This is a genomic window from Filifactor villosus, assembly GCF_042652965.1.
Taxonomy (GTDB): Bacteria; Bacillota; Clostridia; order Peptostreptococcales; family Filifactoraceae; genus Filifactor; species Filifactor villosus.
Genome location: NZ_JBHSHL010000003.1, coordinates 48,941 through 64,729, shown reverse-complemented (window position 1 = coordinate 64,729; position 15,789 = coordinate 48,941). Strand labels below are relative to the sequence as shown.

Below are 15,789 nucleotides of genomic sequence, written 5' to 3'. Positions count from 1 at the left end.
GCAATACCTTCCCGTTCCTGTCGTTATTTTCGATATTTTTACCGGAGATCGGTACTGTACTATTCTCCAATAGAGGTGTGGATATATCCGCTTTTCGACCACGAAAAATTGTTGTATCTTCTATGGAGCACAGATCGTTGATATCCACAACTCAAGGGAGTACGAGTATTAGTAGGTATAAGGATCCCAGTAATGATCCGCCTGCCATCTCAAGTACTCAAGATCGTCCGCATAAAGCCAATCCATACCCACACTTTTGTATCCTTCTTCCAAGGCATCCGCCACAGCATGTCCCCATACACTTGGAGCTCTGTACACATCTTCGATCACCTGATAGTCTATATCCGTCATATCGGTTGTCTGTACCTGATTATAGGTCGGAGCACTTGCCTGCATCGGTGTGCCGTAAGTTCTTCCATGCGTTTTGTAGTAATCCTTCAGATAATAGAGTTCTCTCTGTGCATAGTCCTGCTCGGAGATGGGTTCTATAGAGTTGGTGTAGTCGGTATTCCCGGTTTGGAAAAAACTGATCTGTTGATCGGAGTCAAACAATTCAAGTCCGCTGATGATGTCGTTCATCCACTCCTTGTTTACCTTGTTCGACTTCGCCACGACCTTGATGGAAATTGCACCTCCGTTGCCCAGGATGCCGACAAGGTAGTCCGCCTTTGCCGTCGTTGCCCTCTCGTAGTCCATCGTCGTCTTTACATAGCCCTTGGATATGAATTTTGCAGAAGGGTTCAGATTCTTCTTAAAGAAACTCAAGGTCTCCTTCTTTACCTTTGCATCCTCTCTTCCGCCGTTAAATCCGATCATGCTCTCCCTCGGCAGAAGCTCAAGTTCCGCCCTGTAATTTCCGTTTTCGAACTCCACCCGATACTCGGGATTTTGACTTCCGAGATAGCCCGCCTTGACCTTCGAGTCCTTGGGCACCCTTATGCTGATGTTTGCAGGGTAAGAGAGGGGTACCCTCTTGTGTGTGGAAGGATTGTCCTTCTTCATATCCATTGCCTTGCCCTTTTTGTCCAAGTGGGTATAGTAACCGTCGATATAGACGTATTCGACTTCATCGGGGTCGATCGGAAGGAGGATCCCGCCGTTGGCGATGTCCATATACTGCACTGCAAAACTGTTTCCCGCCATCTGTACAAAAAATAATACACTCATAAGAATCGTTGCTAATTTTTTCATCTCTGTCTCCTTTTCTCTTACGTTTTTTCCGATTTTCATACTATTATCTATTAGAATTGACAGGTTGAATGATTCGAAAGCATAGGAGCATCCAATCGTTTTCAACAATTGGATATTCTGTTCACCCGGCATTTCAAACGGAGAATAGTATCGATAAGTTATCCGCAAAACCGTCTTGTCTCACGCCTCACCTCCCATGTTTTGTAAATATCTCTTCTCTTTGCATCTCTCTTGCCGTCTTTCTGTTTTTATTATACGGATCCGGTTGGACACTATATGGGTATGTAAACAAAAAAAAGATAACTTTCATAAATTTTTTATGAAAATTATCTTTTTCTTTTAAATCGCTTTTCGGCAATTGGATATTTTGTGTACCCGGCATTTCAAACGGAAAATAGTATCAATCAAATCCCGACACTTCTCTTAGGGGTTTTTCTTCAAATCGATGCGGTTCAGGGCTTTTTTGAGCTTGAGCTCCGCGATCTTGTATTCGATGTCGTCTCTCTTACAGCTCTGCATCACCTTCTCGGCCCTTTGTTTAGCTTCTTCGGCACGACGCATATCGATATCTTCGGGACGCTCCGCCGCCCTTGTCAAAATAGTGGTCTTTTCCTGATCGACGAGCAGGATTCCGTCGGTAATAGCCGCATAGGTCTTCTGCTTGCCTTTGATGATCTCGATCTTTCCTATATCGACCTTTGCAACATAATCGATATGGTGTTTCTTGATCCCGACATTTCCTTCGCTGGTCCTCACAACGAGAAGATCAATTTCGTCATCGTGAAAGGTCCCTTCGGGAGTTACGATGTGGAGGCGAAATGTTGCCATAGGCTATTCCCCCTTTTTCGCTTTTTCGATCGCTTCATCTATACTTCCCACAAAGAGGAAGGCGGATTCGGGAATATCGTCGTGTTTTCCTTCAATAATCTCTTTAAAACCCCGAACGGTTTCTTTGAGCGGTACATATTTTCCCGCCATCCCCGTGAACTGTTCTGCGACACTGAACGGTTGGGAGAGAAATCTCTGCACCTTTCTCGCGCGAGATACCGTGAGTTTGTCTTCTTCCGAGAGCTCATCCATTCCCAAGATGGCAATGATGTCCTGCAAGTCTTTGAGTCTTTGGAGGATGGATTGCACTCCCCTTGCGACTTCGTAGTGCTCCTTGCCCAAGACCTCGGGCGACAATATCCTCGAGGTGGAGTCCAGCGGATCCACCGCCGGATAGATTCCCAGTGACGCAATCTGTCTGGAAAGTACCGTGGTCGCATCCAAGTGGGCAAAGGTGGTTGCCGGAGCCGGGTCGGTCAAGTCGTCCGCAGGTACATAGACCGCCTGAACCGAAGTGATGGAGCCCTTCCTCGTCGAGGTAATCCTTTCCTGTAAGGCTCCCATCTCGGTTGCCAAGGTGGGCTGGTATCCTACGGCGGAAGGCATCCGTCCGAGCAGGGCCGATACCTCCGAACCCGCCTGGGTGAAACGGAAGATGTTGTCGATAAAGAGGAGTACGTCCTGCCCTTCTCTGTCCCGGAAGTATTCCGCCATGGTAAGTCCCGTAAGACCTACCCTCATCCTCGCTCCCGGTGGTTCGTTCATTTGACCGAAGACCAGGGCGGTCTTGTCGATAACTCCGGATTCCTTCATCTCGTTATACAGGTCGTTGCCCTCACGGGTCCTCTCTCCTACTCCCGTAAAGACGGACAAGCCTCCGTGCTGTTTGGCAATGTTGTTGATAAGTTCCATGATGATGACGGTCTTTCCTACTCCGGCACCTCCGAAGAGTCCTATCTTTCCTCCTTTTTGGTAGGGACAGATCAGGTCGATGACCTTGATTCCCGTCTCCAGAATCTCGGCAGTGGTCTGTTGCTCTTCGTAAGAAGGCGGTTCTCTGTGAATGGGCCAGGACTCCTCCGTCTTAACCTCGCTGCCGTTGTCGATCGGTTCTCCCAAGAGGTTGAAGATCCTTCCCAAGGTCTTGTTTCCCACGGGTACGCGGATGGGGCCTCCCGTATCTACAGCCTTGATTCCTCGAACCAAACCGTCGGTAGAACTCATCGCGATGCAACGCACAACATCTTCTCCAATGTGCTGTGCCACTTCCACGATGAGGGTTTTGCCGTCGTGCTCTATTTCAATTGCATTCTTAAGGTTGGGAAGATGCGCGCTGTCAAAGCGAATATCGAGTACCGCCCCGATAATCTGCACTACCTTCCCTTCGTTTCGTTGATTCATATGCGTTTTCCTCCTCCGTCTACTTGAGTGCTTCCGCTCCCGATACGATTTCCGAGAGTTCCTGCGTAATATTGGCCTGTCGTGCTCGGTTGTAAAGCAGGTTGAGCTGCTCTATCATCTCCTTGGCGTTATCGTTCGCCGCTTCCATAGCGGTACGCCGTGCTCCCTGCTCCGATGCAAAGGCCTCCAATACGGCGGCATAGAGTACGCCCTCCAAATAGATGGGTATGATGCTGTCAAATACTGCCGTCGGAGACGGATCGTACACAACAGCCTTGTATTCATAATCTTCTTTTTCTATATAAAGCGGAAGAAGTTTCTTGACCTGTACGTTTTGTGTGAGTGCGGAGACAAACTCGGTATAGATCAAAGTCAGGTCATCGATCTCGCCTTTGTTAAACAGCTCCAAGACCACGCTTGCAAGTTGATTTGCCTGCACGAAGTCTATCGTTTCCGCAAAATCCGGAAATTTATAAGCGACATCGTAGCCCTTCTTCTCAAAATATTCGATCGCCTTCTTCCCTACGACGACGAGTTTGGCTTTCTTGCCCTTAAGCTGCATTTCGCTCCTGCGAAACAAATTGGCGTTATAGCCTCCCGCAAGACCCTTGTCTCCTCCTATGATGATGTAACCGGAGGTCTTGATTTCTCCCGACCTCACATAGGAAGACGAAAAATCGTTGGTCGTGTTTGCGATCTGTTTCATCGTACGGTACATCGTATCAAAAAAAGGTTTGGACTTCTCCGTTTTTTCCTTTGCCTTCCTCAGCTTGGACGATGCCACAAGCTCCATCGCCTTAGTGATCTGCATCGTACTTTCAACGCTCTTGATGCGATTTTTGATGTCTTTCATCCCTACTGCCATAAAGACCTCCCTTCTGCTCGAAACCCGTTATCGGTTTTTGAATTCAAGGGTGTACTCGCCCAAGGCCTTGTTCAACAATTCTTCCTGCTCTTTGCTGATGTTGTTCTCTTCGATCATCGAGGTTCCAAGATCCGGATAGTTTTCCCTCATAAAGGAGAACAGCCCCTTCTCGTACTCACGGATCTTCTCAAGTTCGACTTCCTTGAGGTAGCCGTGGTTGGCGGCATAGATGATCATAACCTGTTCTTCCACCTTGAAGGGAGAGTTCTGTTCCTGCTTGAGGATCTCCACAATCCTCTCCCCCTGATCGAGACGCGCCTTGGTGTCTGCATCGAGGTCGGAACCGAACTGCGAAAAGGCTTGTAGTTCACGATATTGGGAGTAGTCCAAACGCAAGGTCCCCGCGACCTTCTTCATCGGTTTTACCTGCGCATCCCCTCCTACCCGCGATACGGATATCCCGGGGTTTACCGCGGGACGTACTCCCGAGTGGAAGAGTTCGGTCTCCAAAAAGATCTGTCCGTCCGTGATGGAGATGACGTTGGTCGGAATATATGCCGACACGTCCCCCGCCTGAGTTTCTATGATGGGAAGGGCAGTCAGAGAACCTCCTCCCTTGTCATCGGAAAGTTTCGCCGCCCTCTCGAGCAGTCTGCTGTGCAGGTAGAATACATCTCCGGGATAAGCTTCCCGTCCCGGCGGACGTCGAAGCAGGAGGGACAGTGCCCGATAGGCGACTGCGTGTTTGGACAGGTCGTCGTAGATGCACAGAACGTGCTTGCCCTTGTCCATAAAGTATTCGCCCATGGTACAGCCCGCATAGGGGGCGATGTACTGGAGAGGCGCAAGCTCGGATGCGGTGGCCGCAACGACAACGGTATAGTCCATCGCTCCGCTTTTCTCCAAAGTCTCAACGACCTGAACAACCGTCGAAAGTTTCTGCCCGATGGCAACATAGACGCAGATGACGTCCTTTCCCTTTTGGTTGATGATGGTATCTATGGCAATGGTTGTTTTTCCCGTCTGACGGTCTCCGATAATAAGCTCCCTCTGTCCTCTTCCTATCGGTATCATGGAATCTATCGCCTTAATCCCCGTCTGCAGGGGTTGATTTACCTTCTGTCTTTCAATGATCCCCGGAGCATTTCTCTCGATGGGCATATAGGTGCTCGCCTTGATCGGTCCCTTTGCGTCGATCGGTTGTCCCAGTGCGTTGACTACACGCCCCAGAAGTTCTTCTCCTACGGGGACCTGTACTACGTTCCCCGTTCTTTTTACGGTATGACCTTCCTTGACATCCTTATCAAGGCCGAGCATGACCGCCCCCACGGAATTCTCCTCCAGATTCAGTGCCATTGCATAGACATCGTTATCAAAGGAGAGAAGTTCTCCGGACATGCAGTTGTCGAGGCCGCTTATCTTGGCAATCCCGTCTCCGACCTCCATAACCTTACCTACATCCTGCAACTGCGACTTCTGTCCGTAGTTTTTGATCTGTTCCTTTATCAGGGCACTTATCTCATCCGGTCTGATATCCATAGGTTCACCGCCTTTCTATATAATGGTCTCTTGTAAGTCTTTCTTCATATCTTTGAGCATACTCTCAAAACTCCTGTCGAGTTCCTTGTCGTCGGTTTTTATCTTGATTCCGCCGAGGATGGAGTTGTCAACGAGGTTTTTGAGTTCGATTTTTTTGTTCGGATTTGCTTCTTCGAGTTTTTTTGTAAGTCTTTGTTTCTGTTCTTCTGTCATTTCTACTGCCGTTGTTACAAAAAACTCTTTGATGTTCTCGTGTTCACAGTGTTTCTTCTTATACATTTCAAAGATCTCGGGAAAAGCTCCGATTCTCTCTTTGTCCACCAATATCTTCAAAAAGTTTACGATATAGGGATGACAGTTTTGAGCAAAGACCTTATCGACCATCTCCCTTCTCTCCTGTTTCGAAAAATAGGAGCTTTTGAGAAGATGAATATACTCTTCCTCCTGTCGATAGACCTCCCCGATATACTCCAGTTGTCGGTAGATTTCAAAATGTATCGCTTCTTCCTGTGCCACTTGGAACAGCAGGTTTCCATAGCGTTCGTGTGCTAGTTCTCCCATTTCGTATCACCTACACTATTGATAAACTCATCGATCAACTGCGACTGATCCTGCGTTGTCAGATTTTTTTGTATTACCTTTTCAGCTACCATCAATGCAATATCGCCGATCTCATTTTTGATGGAGTGAACCGCCTGTTGCTTTTCTCTCTTCAACTGCTCCTGTTTCTTCTTGAAGATCTGCTCCGCTTCCGCCTTTGCATGTTCAACGATCTCATCGTGTTGTTTCTCTGCGTTTTGTCTGGCAAGACGAACAATCTCTCTTCCTTCTTCCTTGGCGTTTTTGATACGCTCTTCATAGTCGCTGAGTTTCTTATCCGCCAGTTCTTCCTTTTCTTGCGCCTGAGAGATCTGATCTTCGATCGACTTCGTGCGTTCATCCATAAAGTTTTTGACCGGTTCGAACAGGAAACGTTTCAACCCGAGATACAGCACCAAGGTATTGAGCATTGTCAAAAGGATCTGCCAGCCTCCGAGGGCGACGAGTCCTTCTTTTATAAGGTTCAAAGAATCCCCTCCTTATCTATAGTTTCTCATCCCGTTCGTCTTTTCTTAACTCGTGAAGGGTTTTACGAAAATAAGGATCAATGCAATGATCAGTCCATAGATACCTGTCGTCTCCGCAACCGCCGCACCGAGCAACATCGTCTTGATGATATCTCCCTGCGCTTCCGGCTGTCTTCCTACCGCTTCTGCACCTTTTCCGGCTGCAAAACCTTGACCGATCCCGGGTCCGATCCCCGCTATCATAGCCAAACCCGCTCCGATTGCCGAGCATGCATAAATCAAATCTTGTCCTGTTATTCCTTGCATAGTCTTTTCCTCCTAATCTTTTTTATAAAAACGGATTTGCATACATCAATATCAGTGAAATGATGAGTGCATAGATCCCTGTTGTCTGCGCTACCGCCTGACCGATGAACATCGCCCTCATAATAAGAGATTGATACTCCACCCTGGTTCCCGAAGCCTCCGTTCCTTTGCCGGCCGCATAACCTTGGCCGATGCCCGGTCCGATTCCCGCTATCATGGAGATACCCGCTCCGATCGCCGATGCCATAATGACAATGACTGAACCTTGGAGATTGATAAGCGGATTTCCGAAGAGCAATATCAGTGCAATGACAAGGGCCAGAATGCCGGAAGTTTCGGCAACCGCCGCACCGAGCAGCATTACCATAGTAACCGACTTTTGAGCCTTGGGGTTCTTACCCACCGTTTCGGCTCCCATTCCTGCAGCATAGCCTTGGCCGATCCCCGGTCCGATTCCCGCTATCATGGCAAACCCCGCTCCCAGAGCCGATGCTGCAAAAATCAACGATTTTCGATCAAAGGTCATCAACCAACTAAAAAATTGATTGATAAAATCAGTTTGATTCAATAAACTCCCTCCTTGTATCGAATATTTGCTTCACAGGTCTACTCTATGGAGCCTGAAATATAAACCATGCTCAGCATTGCAAAAATAAAGGTTTGTAACAAACCGGAGAACACGTCGAAATAGACATGAAGCAGTACCGGAAAACCGAATTCCAAGATCGGAAAACTCATCCCGAACAGACTCTTCGACAGTCCTGCCAACGCTCCATAGACCAAACTCATAATGATCATACCGCCCACAACGTTTCCGAACAGACGGAAAGACAGTGAGATCGGGTTTGCAATCTCTCCGATGAGGTTGATCGGCGTAAGCAGAAAGAACGGCTCCGTAAACCCTTTGAGATAGGTCCCAAGCCCCTTTGCACGAACTCCATTGACATGACACATAAAGAAGGTAATCAGTGCCAAACCGAAAGTCGTATTGAGGTCCGCTGTCGGCGGTCTCAAAAAACCGGTCAGCCCCGCAAGGTTGGCAAATGCCAGATACAACATCAGCGAACCGATGTAGGGTGCAAAACTCGTCCTGTTCTTACCCATGGTACTTTCGACCATATCATAGACCGCACCGACCAAGGCCTCAAGTACATTTTGTACTCCTCTTGGAACCTTTTTGAGATCTCTTGTCAAAAGATAAGACGAAAGGATCAACACAGCAATAATGATCCAACTGACGACCAGGGTCTCGGTGATCTTTAACCCGAATGAGGTTTCATATAAGATATATGGTCCGAAACCTTCGTTGCCCATATTGTTCCCCCTTTCCTAAAATAAGTAATACCCTCTCCTGTAGGCAAACCGCCTGCAAGGAAGGCTTATCTATACAACAGCCCGACATCACTTGCGAAACAGGATGTTCAGGATGTTTGTACCGAAGATGACAAACTTGAGCAGCAAGAAACCTATGATAACGCCCAAGTAATGGACGTTGCTCGACTTGATTGAGAGATACAGCACCGCTCCCATCGTGATAAAACGGATGAAATAGTGGATGGCGGCATAGCGTTGTGCAGAAGACGCATGCATCTTGACCGCCTTCTCCATAGTGATCGCCATCTGCCTGAACTGAAGCAGACTTACCCCCACTCCTACGACGAGTCCAAGGATAAAAGGCTTGGGTTCTTTCAATAAAAAAAACGACAAAACGGCAATAACGACAGCCACTGTCACCGTTTTTATCGCTAGTTCTGCCTGAAATTTTAAAATTGTCTTATCCAAAGCGCTTGCACCCCACACCTGTCGGTCTTATAACTTCTTTTTGAAAAACCTTGAAAGCAATTTATACGCATTCAAAAAACCTGCCGTCAGGCCGACCAAAATAGAAATCAGAAGGAGGTTCTCGCTCCAATGATAGCGTGCAATCAACCATTTGGTAAGCATAATCACCAAAATAACAGGTGCTATGATCGAGATCCCCAACTGCATCATCAGAGAAATCGTATACATAATGTCATTTCGGTTCTTAGCCATAGTTCCTTCCCTTGCCTTTGAACGCTCTTGCACGTTTTGATCATTTTCCGTCCTGCTCGTTTATACTACTTACCACTATAAAACCCAAGTTATTCACCGGACAACCCCTAAGACGAAATAACATCCTACAAGTCCTAAACAGCGTACTTATTCAGCTACAAGCCTCACTGCGTTTTGACAGGCAAAAAATGTTTTCAGTAGGAGCAAGGTAACGTACGGATACCTTTTAGAGAGTACTGTGAATGATTCGATATGGGAACATCCCTTACCGAACCGGAAGGCGACGCTTGGGGCGTCCATTCCTCAGGCAATCCCGCACCCGAAAAAGCAGCTTGACATCCATCGTTCTTCATAACTACATTCTCAAACACATTGGTTTGACAGGATTTTCGTATTTCGAGAAACAACAAAAAAATGTGTTTTCAGAATTATACGCCATCCTTCTTGTTTAATACTATTCTTCGATAGAAGTATGGCTATATCTGTTTTGCAACCACGAAAATTCGTTTTCTCTTCTATGGAGTGCAAGTCGTTGATATCCATTATTCAAAGGAATAATAGTATAAGGACGGTTTGTTTTGCTTCTCGTTACCTGTTTATCGTGCGGTTTTTCCTTTATTTTATTATTATACTTGATTTTTAAGCATAATTCCACGAAAAAGAATAAATTTTTCGAATACATTGATTGGTTTTCTAAATATTTGACAAAAAATTGTAATCCTCTTGTGTCATCCAAAGAACAACACACAAGTTCAAGCAATTCCTCCCTCTTTTATACAATGTCGTTACAATTTCTATCGGTGCAATTCAAGTTCCATAATTATGTAATAGGCAGGAGCAATTCAATATCGAACTATTCAAGAAAATCATATACATTCTGTCGGGAGTCAAGGATAAAATCTCCGATTGATTTGAAAGATTTGCCCACCTTGTAAACTCACAGGCAAATAACGAGTTCGCCTGTGTATATTATTTTTGTAAATCCCTCTTTTTGCATCCGAGCGAAAGTTTCAAGCTTGTGTCCCTTGTCCGATTGGACAGTGTACAACTTAAACAGGAAGATGTTCTACCATACAGGTATCTGTATTCTATACGATGTTTTGTACCGTATGTGGGGTCTTTTCTCAATCCTGCTCAAGATCCAATCTATTTGTTCGATAAAAAACTTATGCCTGTCGTTTTTTAAAATATAGTGAAGCCCAAGATGATTCTATGGTATAATATATATTATTTTAGGGGGTGATCTGTTGATTTATCAATCTTTAAAAGAACATGTCTACAATTATATATCCGATGAAATCAAAAACAAAAGTTTGGATGCCAACGAAAAAATCAACGAACAGGAAATATGCAATAAACTGGGAGTTTCCAGAACTCCGGTTCGAGAGGCTCTTATTCAATTAAGTAGTGACGGTCTGCTTGAAATAACACCCAGAAGAGGATTTCGAGTAAAGGCCCTGACTATGAAGGAGGCTCAAGACCTCTATGCGGTAATTTCCAACTTAGATGTAATGGCTGCGGAAATTGCCATCCGGAAATTATCCGAAGAAGATTTGGCTCAAATGCAGGCATTATTAGAAAAAATGGATGATGCCATTCTGCGTTATGAGTTCCGTGATTATTACAAACTTCAAATGGATTTCCACAACATATATATTCTTCGAACGGACAACCAACCACTGATCGACACGATTTTCAGGCTCAAAAAGCGTTTTATTCGACAAAGTTACCCGAATGAGAAGAGCAATTGTGTTCGAGATATTCTGCTTAATACCAACCGGGAACATCGTGAGATCTTCCATTGTTTCAAAGAGAAAAATTTAGATAAGTTAAAAAGAGAACTCAAGCAACACTGGAATCTAAACTACGCTGAAATGGATTCTTTAGACGAAAAAAAGATTTATCAGGAGTAATATCCGATAAATCTTTTTTTCATCTTTACAAACCACGCTCTACATACTCAAACTTCATGCAGTTTGGTACTGTCCTCTATTTGAATTGTTGCTATCGGCAGATCTCACCCGACAAGTTTCAAAACAGTTTGTATGTCACATGTCTCCACACCTGAACCAAACTTCAGCATGGGCTCTATATCCACAGCTTTTCTCGAGTATCTCTACTTATGGTTTGACATCGTTTAGCTTGCTCTATCCACCTTGTTTTCCTCGTTACTTCCCTCATAAAAGACATTGAAATCCGGGTCTACACTCCCCTTTTTCATATATCTCGCCTTATAGTCCTCCACCAATTTCAAAAAGACAGGTGTCAACATAAATAGCGCTATCATATTTGCAAAAATAGGAAATGCAGTTGCCGCATCCGAAATAAGCCAAACGGTTGTTCCGGGGAGTCCGTGCTTGGAAGCGATAAATACCAGTGCGGCGCTGGGTATCGGATAGAACCATTTATATCCCGTCAGCAACCGTTCCTTTAACGCTGTATCACCCAAAATATATCTCAATACGACTTCAATCTGAGTATAGACTCCGCTTGACGTAGTCAGCCCGAAGAAGAAAATCCCCACTGTCAAAATAATTCTTCCAAACGAACCCATTCCGCTCTCGAAGGCGCTTAAAGTCAACGTAGCTCCGTCCAGTCCGCTTGACCACTGTCCGGTGATAATGATAACCAAGGCTGTCAAACTACAAACAACAACCGTGTCAAAAAACACTTCAAAAATTCCTAAAAGTCCTTGTTTAAGAGGGTGGTTTATCTTTGCAGATGCATGGATCATCGGAGCGGATCCCCAACCTGCTTCGTTACTGAATACCGAACGACTCAAACCTGAAGTCAGGGCCAACTTCACACCTGCTCCCGCAAACCCTCCCACGGCAGCTGTTTTTGTAAATGCCGATGCTATAATCAAACCGAAAGAAGGAATCAAATTTTGTATGTTTAACAAAACTACGATCAATCCTCCGACGATATAGAAGATACACATAAACGGAACAATTATAGTTGCAATCTTGCCCAACTGTTTCATTCCTCCACTTATCATTATATAAAGTGCAATCGTATAAACCACAGCCACCACGTTTATGTTGAAATTGAACGTCCCTGCAACCGCTTCAGATACGGTGTAGGTTTGAATATTGATAAAGATCGCCAACACATATCCGAAAGCAAACAAGATTCCCAACAGTTTTGCAAGCATTTTCTTGTTTTTTTCAATCCCGATCCCTTTATGAATATAATAATTCGGTCCGCCGTAAGACTCTCCCCTGCTATTCTTAGAACGGTAGTATACCGCTAAAGTAATCTCTACCGTTTTTACAACCAGACCGAATAATCCTGCTATCCACATCCAGAATACAGCTCCCGGTCCTCCCAGAGCAATGGCGGCGGCAACTCCTCCTATATTTCCGACCCCGATCGTTGTTCCAAGTGCCATACTCATTGCCTCAAAAGAAGATAATATCCCCGCTTTATCGCCCGGGGAATCTGCCTTATCTCCCATAACACTTTTCTTGGCGAGTTGAATGGAACGACCAAAGAAACTAAACTGGAAAAAACCTGTCCTAAAAGTCAGATAAGCTCCAACACCTAGAATTAAAACCACCAGGGGCAAACCCCATAGATAATCATACACGATAACTGTAATCAATTCGGATATATTCACGGTAAACCTCCTTATACGAAAGATATTTTAAACATATCTTAAAAATATGTATATTTTTCACAAGATCAGCCTCTTGAAGGAATTGTCTGAAATACTATACTGCTCGAAAACACCTGCCTTGAATATGATTCCAACTTTCAAACAGCCTATTCACACCCGGTTCTACCTCTGATAAGACCGGCATAGGATCTACCTCTATTTATTTCTTTAAGTAATGGGATAAGCAATCTCCTATTACAAGCACAACAAGCTGAACTGTCTTCCTATACGCAAAACAAAACTCAAATACGATCTGTTTAAAAACCGCCTGCTTTTCTCATATTATGTTTTCTCGATCCGTCCTCGAAAACCAAAGGACAGATCAGAAAAAACATAATTTTTGATACAAGACCTTCCAAGCAATATTTTTTATTTCAACGATGTAAATCTAAGAGACAGGCAACTTAGACCGCCGTCTATTTTTCTGTATTCCGAGGTGTCAACAGTAAGCACTTCGTATCCCATTTTTTCAACCATTGCCTTTACTTTCGGATATCCTTCGGGAACAATCACCTTATCATTTACCCAAATACAATTAGCCGCATACGCTTCATCAAGTGGGATCTCGTACTTATTATACTTGTCAAACTCCGGATTTTCCAAAAATTCTCCTGCCGCCAAGAGATTGTTGTTTTCGAGATAATTTACACCCGTTTTTAAATGCAACATCTCTTTCATTTCAACAACAGATCCCGTATGCCCATGCTTCTCCAATATAGAGATGAATTGTCTGCATCCTTCTTCATTGCTTCGCTCCGACTTTCCAATGTAGAAATGATTGCCAACCATCATCACATCTCCGCCCTCCATAGTTCCCGGAGCTTCAATGTATTCTATCTTGTCTTCAGGATAAAACTTCTTAATCGTTTCGACGATATATCCCGATTCTTTTTGTCGAGTGGAAGCACCCGGTCTTGAAATAATCGCAACCTTATCTGTCAAAACAGCGGTATCTTCAACAAAGCAGCTGTCCGGAAACTCTTCCATTGCTTCTAAAACCGTAACTTCACATCCACATTTTTTTAATGCTTCTATGTAAGCATCGTGCTGTTTTAACGCCAACTCATAAATTGGTTTGCCCAGTTCGGGAGCGCTCGTAATTCCATCACAAATACTTTTTCCGGGTCGTCTGACAACAATGTTTTTAAACATAAAACTTCCTCCTTTTATATATTGTATACAATATATTTTATTTTATATATAAGATATCATCGCTTCCTGTTTTTGTCAATTCCTATTTTTCCGCTCCCTGATCGTTTTTTATAACTTCGACACTTTCGCCCCGTCTTCCTCAAAACAACAGGAAAAATTGTTTTATCTTCTATTGTTCACAGATTGTTTATATCCACAACTCAAAAGAATAATAGTATTAAATACAAAAAGACGACCGGATCTGTAATTTCCGGTCATCTTAAATATATTGTATTCTATTGTCTTCTATCAGTTTTCGTCCCTCAACAGGAATTATGGAGCCGAAGAGACTCTCATCTTCCCAAACGATCATACCCTCCCGCACACCGATATATTTAGGGCAGTACCGCAGAAAAAACAGCACGGAATCAATGTCATACAAAGGATAAGACGATTGAAGTCATTGATGTAAAAAGCTTTCGCATTTTAGACCCTCAGAGAAAAATCGGGCGTTGCCTTTTTGCGGTGTTTTCTTAGTATAAGTCCCAACATGCCGTTACGCTAATCTTCAATATAACAGTCTCGAAACTTTACCGCATCTTCATACTTCAATATATCGTAGCTGTTGCCATAAAACTTACAACGTGCAAATTCAATGTTTTGGCTTCCCAAAGCGTAGATAAAGGGCCATCTCTCCGTACTCCTATTATTTCGGATGTGGGAGTCTCTGATCAGGACATTACTTGTGTTTGAGAACTCGAACATTGAAAATTCCTGAGAATCCTTAAAGACGCAGGAGGCAAAGCTGATGTCCTTACAACTCTCGAAGCTTACACAACCGTAAGTACACTCGTAAATTTCGGTATTCAGCACCTTTATGGACTCGGAATTCTGTCCTGTCACTCCATAAGTTCCGCAGCCGTACAGACGACAGTTTTTGATCAGGACCTTCTTTGTATTCCTAAAGTCGAAGACTCCTCCCGTACAACTTCCCGATTCGACCGTGTGTCCCGCCTTTACACCGCGGATTGTAATGTTGGAGCAATCTTCAAAAGAAAGTACATCGGAGTACCTCGGTCTGACCAGAAGTACGGGTTTTGTTCCGGGCTTCGCTACGATCTCCAGATTTTCAACTCCTTTTATCACATGTTCCTGACCGTCAAAGACATCTATGCTTTTGATATTCGGATTGGAGACCTCCATAACGTTTGACAGGACATACTCTTTGCCTGTGAGTATCAGCTTGGTGTCGCTGCCTATGTTTTTGAGGAAACTGAGTTCATCTGCAACCTCCACCACACGATAGCTTTGTATCACAACTTTGTTTTCCGCCTTTTTCCACTGTACTTCACAACCGAATTCTTCGGCGATCATTCTCAACGGAACAAAGACAACTCCGTTCTTCAGCTTCGGAGCAACATCGCTCTTCTTTTGTTTGCCGTTTTTCTTGTAGATGTTTTTGTTCGCGGGAATCTCCAAAAGATCGTTCTTGCTCCTGATACGTACCGTCTTTGTCTTGGAATCCCACGACACTGCATATCGAAAACTCTCCGAAATCGCTCTAAGCGGTACCAAGACTCTTGCATTGTCAAGGATCGGAGAGACCTCCGAGTACATGGGTTCTCCATTTATGACCACTCGGATGTCTTTATCCGCAAACACATTCCCCACCGTCACCATAAAGCAAATTGTAAAAAAAATGAATATACCGATAACTTTTCTTTGTTTTTCGGTTCCTGACATGGTCCTACCTCCTCTTATGTATCAAA

At 44.5% G+C, this 15,789-nt stretch carries 16 protein-coding genes; 1 reads left to right on the top strand and 15 read right to left on the bottom strand.

Translation table 11 applies throughout. The features are described 5' to 3' along the window. Nucleotides 1–168: 168 nt before the first annotated feature. From ACFO4R_RS00790 to ACFO4R_RS00735, 12 genes are all read right to left on the bottom strand, one after another. On the bottom strand, nt 169–1,191 hold the full coding sequence (locus ACFO4R_RS00790) for a hypothetical protein (RefSeq protein ID WP_379787052.1): 1,023 nt from the start codon (nt 1,189–1,191) through the stop codon (nt 169–171). Between the two features lie 423 nt (nt 1,192–1,614). Next, nucleotides 1,615–2,019, bottom strand: coding sequence for an ATP synthase F1 subunit epsilon (atpC, locus tag ACFO4R_RS00785; protein ID WP_379787051.1), 405 nt, complete (start codon nt 2,017–2,019; stop codon nt 1,615–1,617). Nucleotides 2,020–2,022: 3 nt separating this feature from the next. After that, nucleotides 2,023–3,420, bottom strand: a complete 1,398-nt coding sequence (atpD, locus tag ACFO4R_RS00780) for a F0F1 ATP synthase subunit beta (RefSeq protein ID WP_379787050.1) — start codon at nt 3,418–3,420, stop codon at nt 2,023–2,025. A gap of 19 nt (nt 3,421–3,439) precedes the next feature. Continuing rightward, nucleotides 3,440–4,285 carry an ATP synthase F1 subunit gamma gene (gene atpG, locus ACFO4R_RS00775; RefSeq protein WP_379787049.1) on the bottom strand — a complete coding sequence of 282 codons (846 nt, stop codon included), beginning with the start codon at nt 4,283–4,285 and terminating at the stop codon, nt 3,440–3,442. A gap of 27 nt (nt 4,286–4,312) precedes the next feature. Beyond that, nucleotides 4,313–5,824 carry a F0F1 ATP synthase subunit alpha gene (gene atpA / locus ACFO4R_RS00770; RefSeq protein WP_379787048.1) on the bottom strand — a complete coding sequence of 504 codons (1,512 nt, stop codon included), beginning with the start codon at nt 5,822–5,824 and terminating at the stop codon, nt 4,313–4,315. A gap of 15 nt (nt 5,825–5,839) precedes the next feature. After that, on the bottom strand, nt 5,840–6,385 hold the full coding sequence (gene atpH / locus ACFO4R_RS00765; RefSeq protein ID WP_379787047.1) for an ATP synthase F1 subunit delta: 546 nt from the start codon (nt 6,383–6,385) through the stop codon (nt 5,840–5,842). After that, entirely contained in the window at nt 6,373–6,891 is a 519-nt protein-coding gene (gene atpF / locus ACFO4R_RS00760) for a F0F1 ATP synthase subunit B (RefSeq protein WP_379787046.1), read from the bottom strand. The genes atpH and atpF overlap by 13 nt, the downstream gene beginning before the upstream one ends. A 45-nt stretch (nt 6,892–6,936) precedes the next feature. Beyond that, nucleotides 6,937–7,197, bottom strand: coding sequence for an ATP synthase F0 subunit C (gene atpE, locus ACFO4R_RS00755; protein ID WP_379787045.1), 261 nt, complete (start codon nt 7,195–7,197; stop codon nt 6,937–6,939). 22 nt (nt 7,198–7,219) lie between these two features. Further along, nucleotides 7,220–7,765, bottom strand: a complete 546-nt coding sequence (gene atpE, locus ACFO4R_RS00750; RefSeq protein WP_379787044.1) for an ATP synthase F0 subunit C — start codon at nt 7,763–7,765, stop codon at nt 7,220–7,222. A 38-nt stretch (nt 7,766–7,803) separates the two neighbouring features. Beyond that, nucleotides 7,804–8,511, bottom strand: a complete 708-nt coding sequence (gene atpB / locus ACFO4R_RS00745) for a F0F1 ATP synthase subunit A (protein WP_379787042.1) — start codon at nt 8,509–8,511, stop codon at nt 7,804–7,806. 87 nt (nt 8,512–8,598) lie between these two features. Then, entirely contained in the window at nt 8,599–8,979 is a 381-nt protein-coding gene (locus tag ACFO4R_RS00740; protein WP_379787040.1) for an ATP synthase subunit I, read from the bottom strand. A gap of 27 nt (nt 8,980–9,006) precedes the next feature. Beyond that, nucleotides 9,007–9,231 carry an AtpZ/AtpI family protein gene (locus ACFO4R_RS00735; protein WP_379787039.1) on the bottom strand — a complete coding sequence of 75 codons (225 nt, stop codon included), beginning with the start codon at nt 9,229–9,231 and terminating at the stop codon, nt 9,007–9,009. A 1,247-nt stretch (nt 9,232–10,478) separates the two neighbouring features. On the opposite strand from ACFO4R_RS00735, the gene ACFO4R_RS00730 reads away from it, so the two are divergent. Continuing rightward, the gene (locus ACFO4R_RS00730; RefSeq protein WP_379787038.1) at nt 10,479–11,144 is read left to right on the top strand and encodes a GntR family transcriptional regulator; all 666 of its coding nucleotides are present in this window, start codon (nt 10,479–10,481) and stop codon (nt 11,142–11,144) included. 224 nt (nt 11,145–11,368) lie between these two features. Here ACFO4R_RS00730 and ACFO4R_RS00725 read toward each other — a convergent pair whose 3' ends face one another. The 3 genes from ACFO4R_RS00725 to ACFO4R_RS00715 all read right to left on the bottom strand — a co-directional run bounded on the left by ACFO4R_RS00725 (nt 11,369) and on the right by ACFO4R_RS00715 (nt 15,763). Further along, nucleotides 11,369–12,850: an alanine/glycine:cation symporter family protein gene (locus tag ACFO4R_RS00725; RefSeq protein WP_379787037.1), complete on the bottom strand. Its 1,482-nt coding sequence runs from the start codon at nt 12,848–12,850 to the stop codon at nt 11,369–11,371. A gap of 408 nt (nt 12,851–13,258) precedes the next feature. Next, nucleotides 13,259–14,041, bottom strand: coding sequence for a dimethylarginine dimethylaminohydrolase family protein (locus tag ACFO4R_RS00720; protein WP_379787036.1), 783 nt, complete (start codon nt 14,039–14,041; stop codon nt 13,259–13,261). Nucleotides 14,042–14,581: 540 nt separating this feature from the next. Beyond that, complete coding sequence (locus ACFO4R_RS00715) at nt 14,582–15,763, bottom strand: stalk domain-containing protein (protein WP_379787034.1); 1,182 nt, start codon at nt 15,761–15,763, stop codon at nt 14,582–14,584. Nucleotides 15,764–15,789 lie beyond the last annotated feature (26 nt).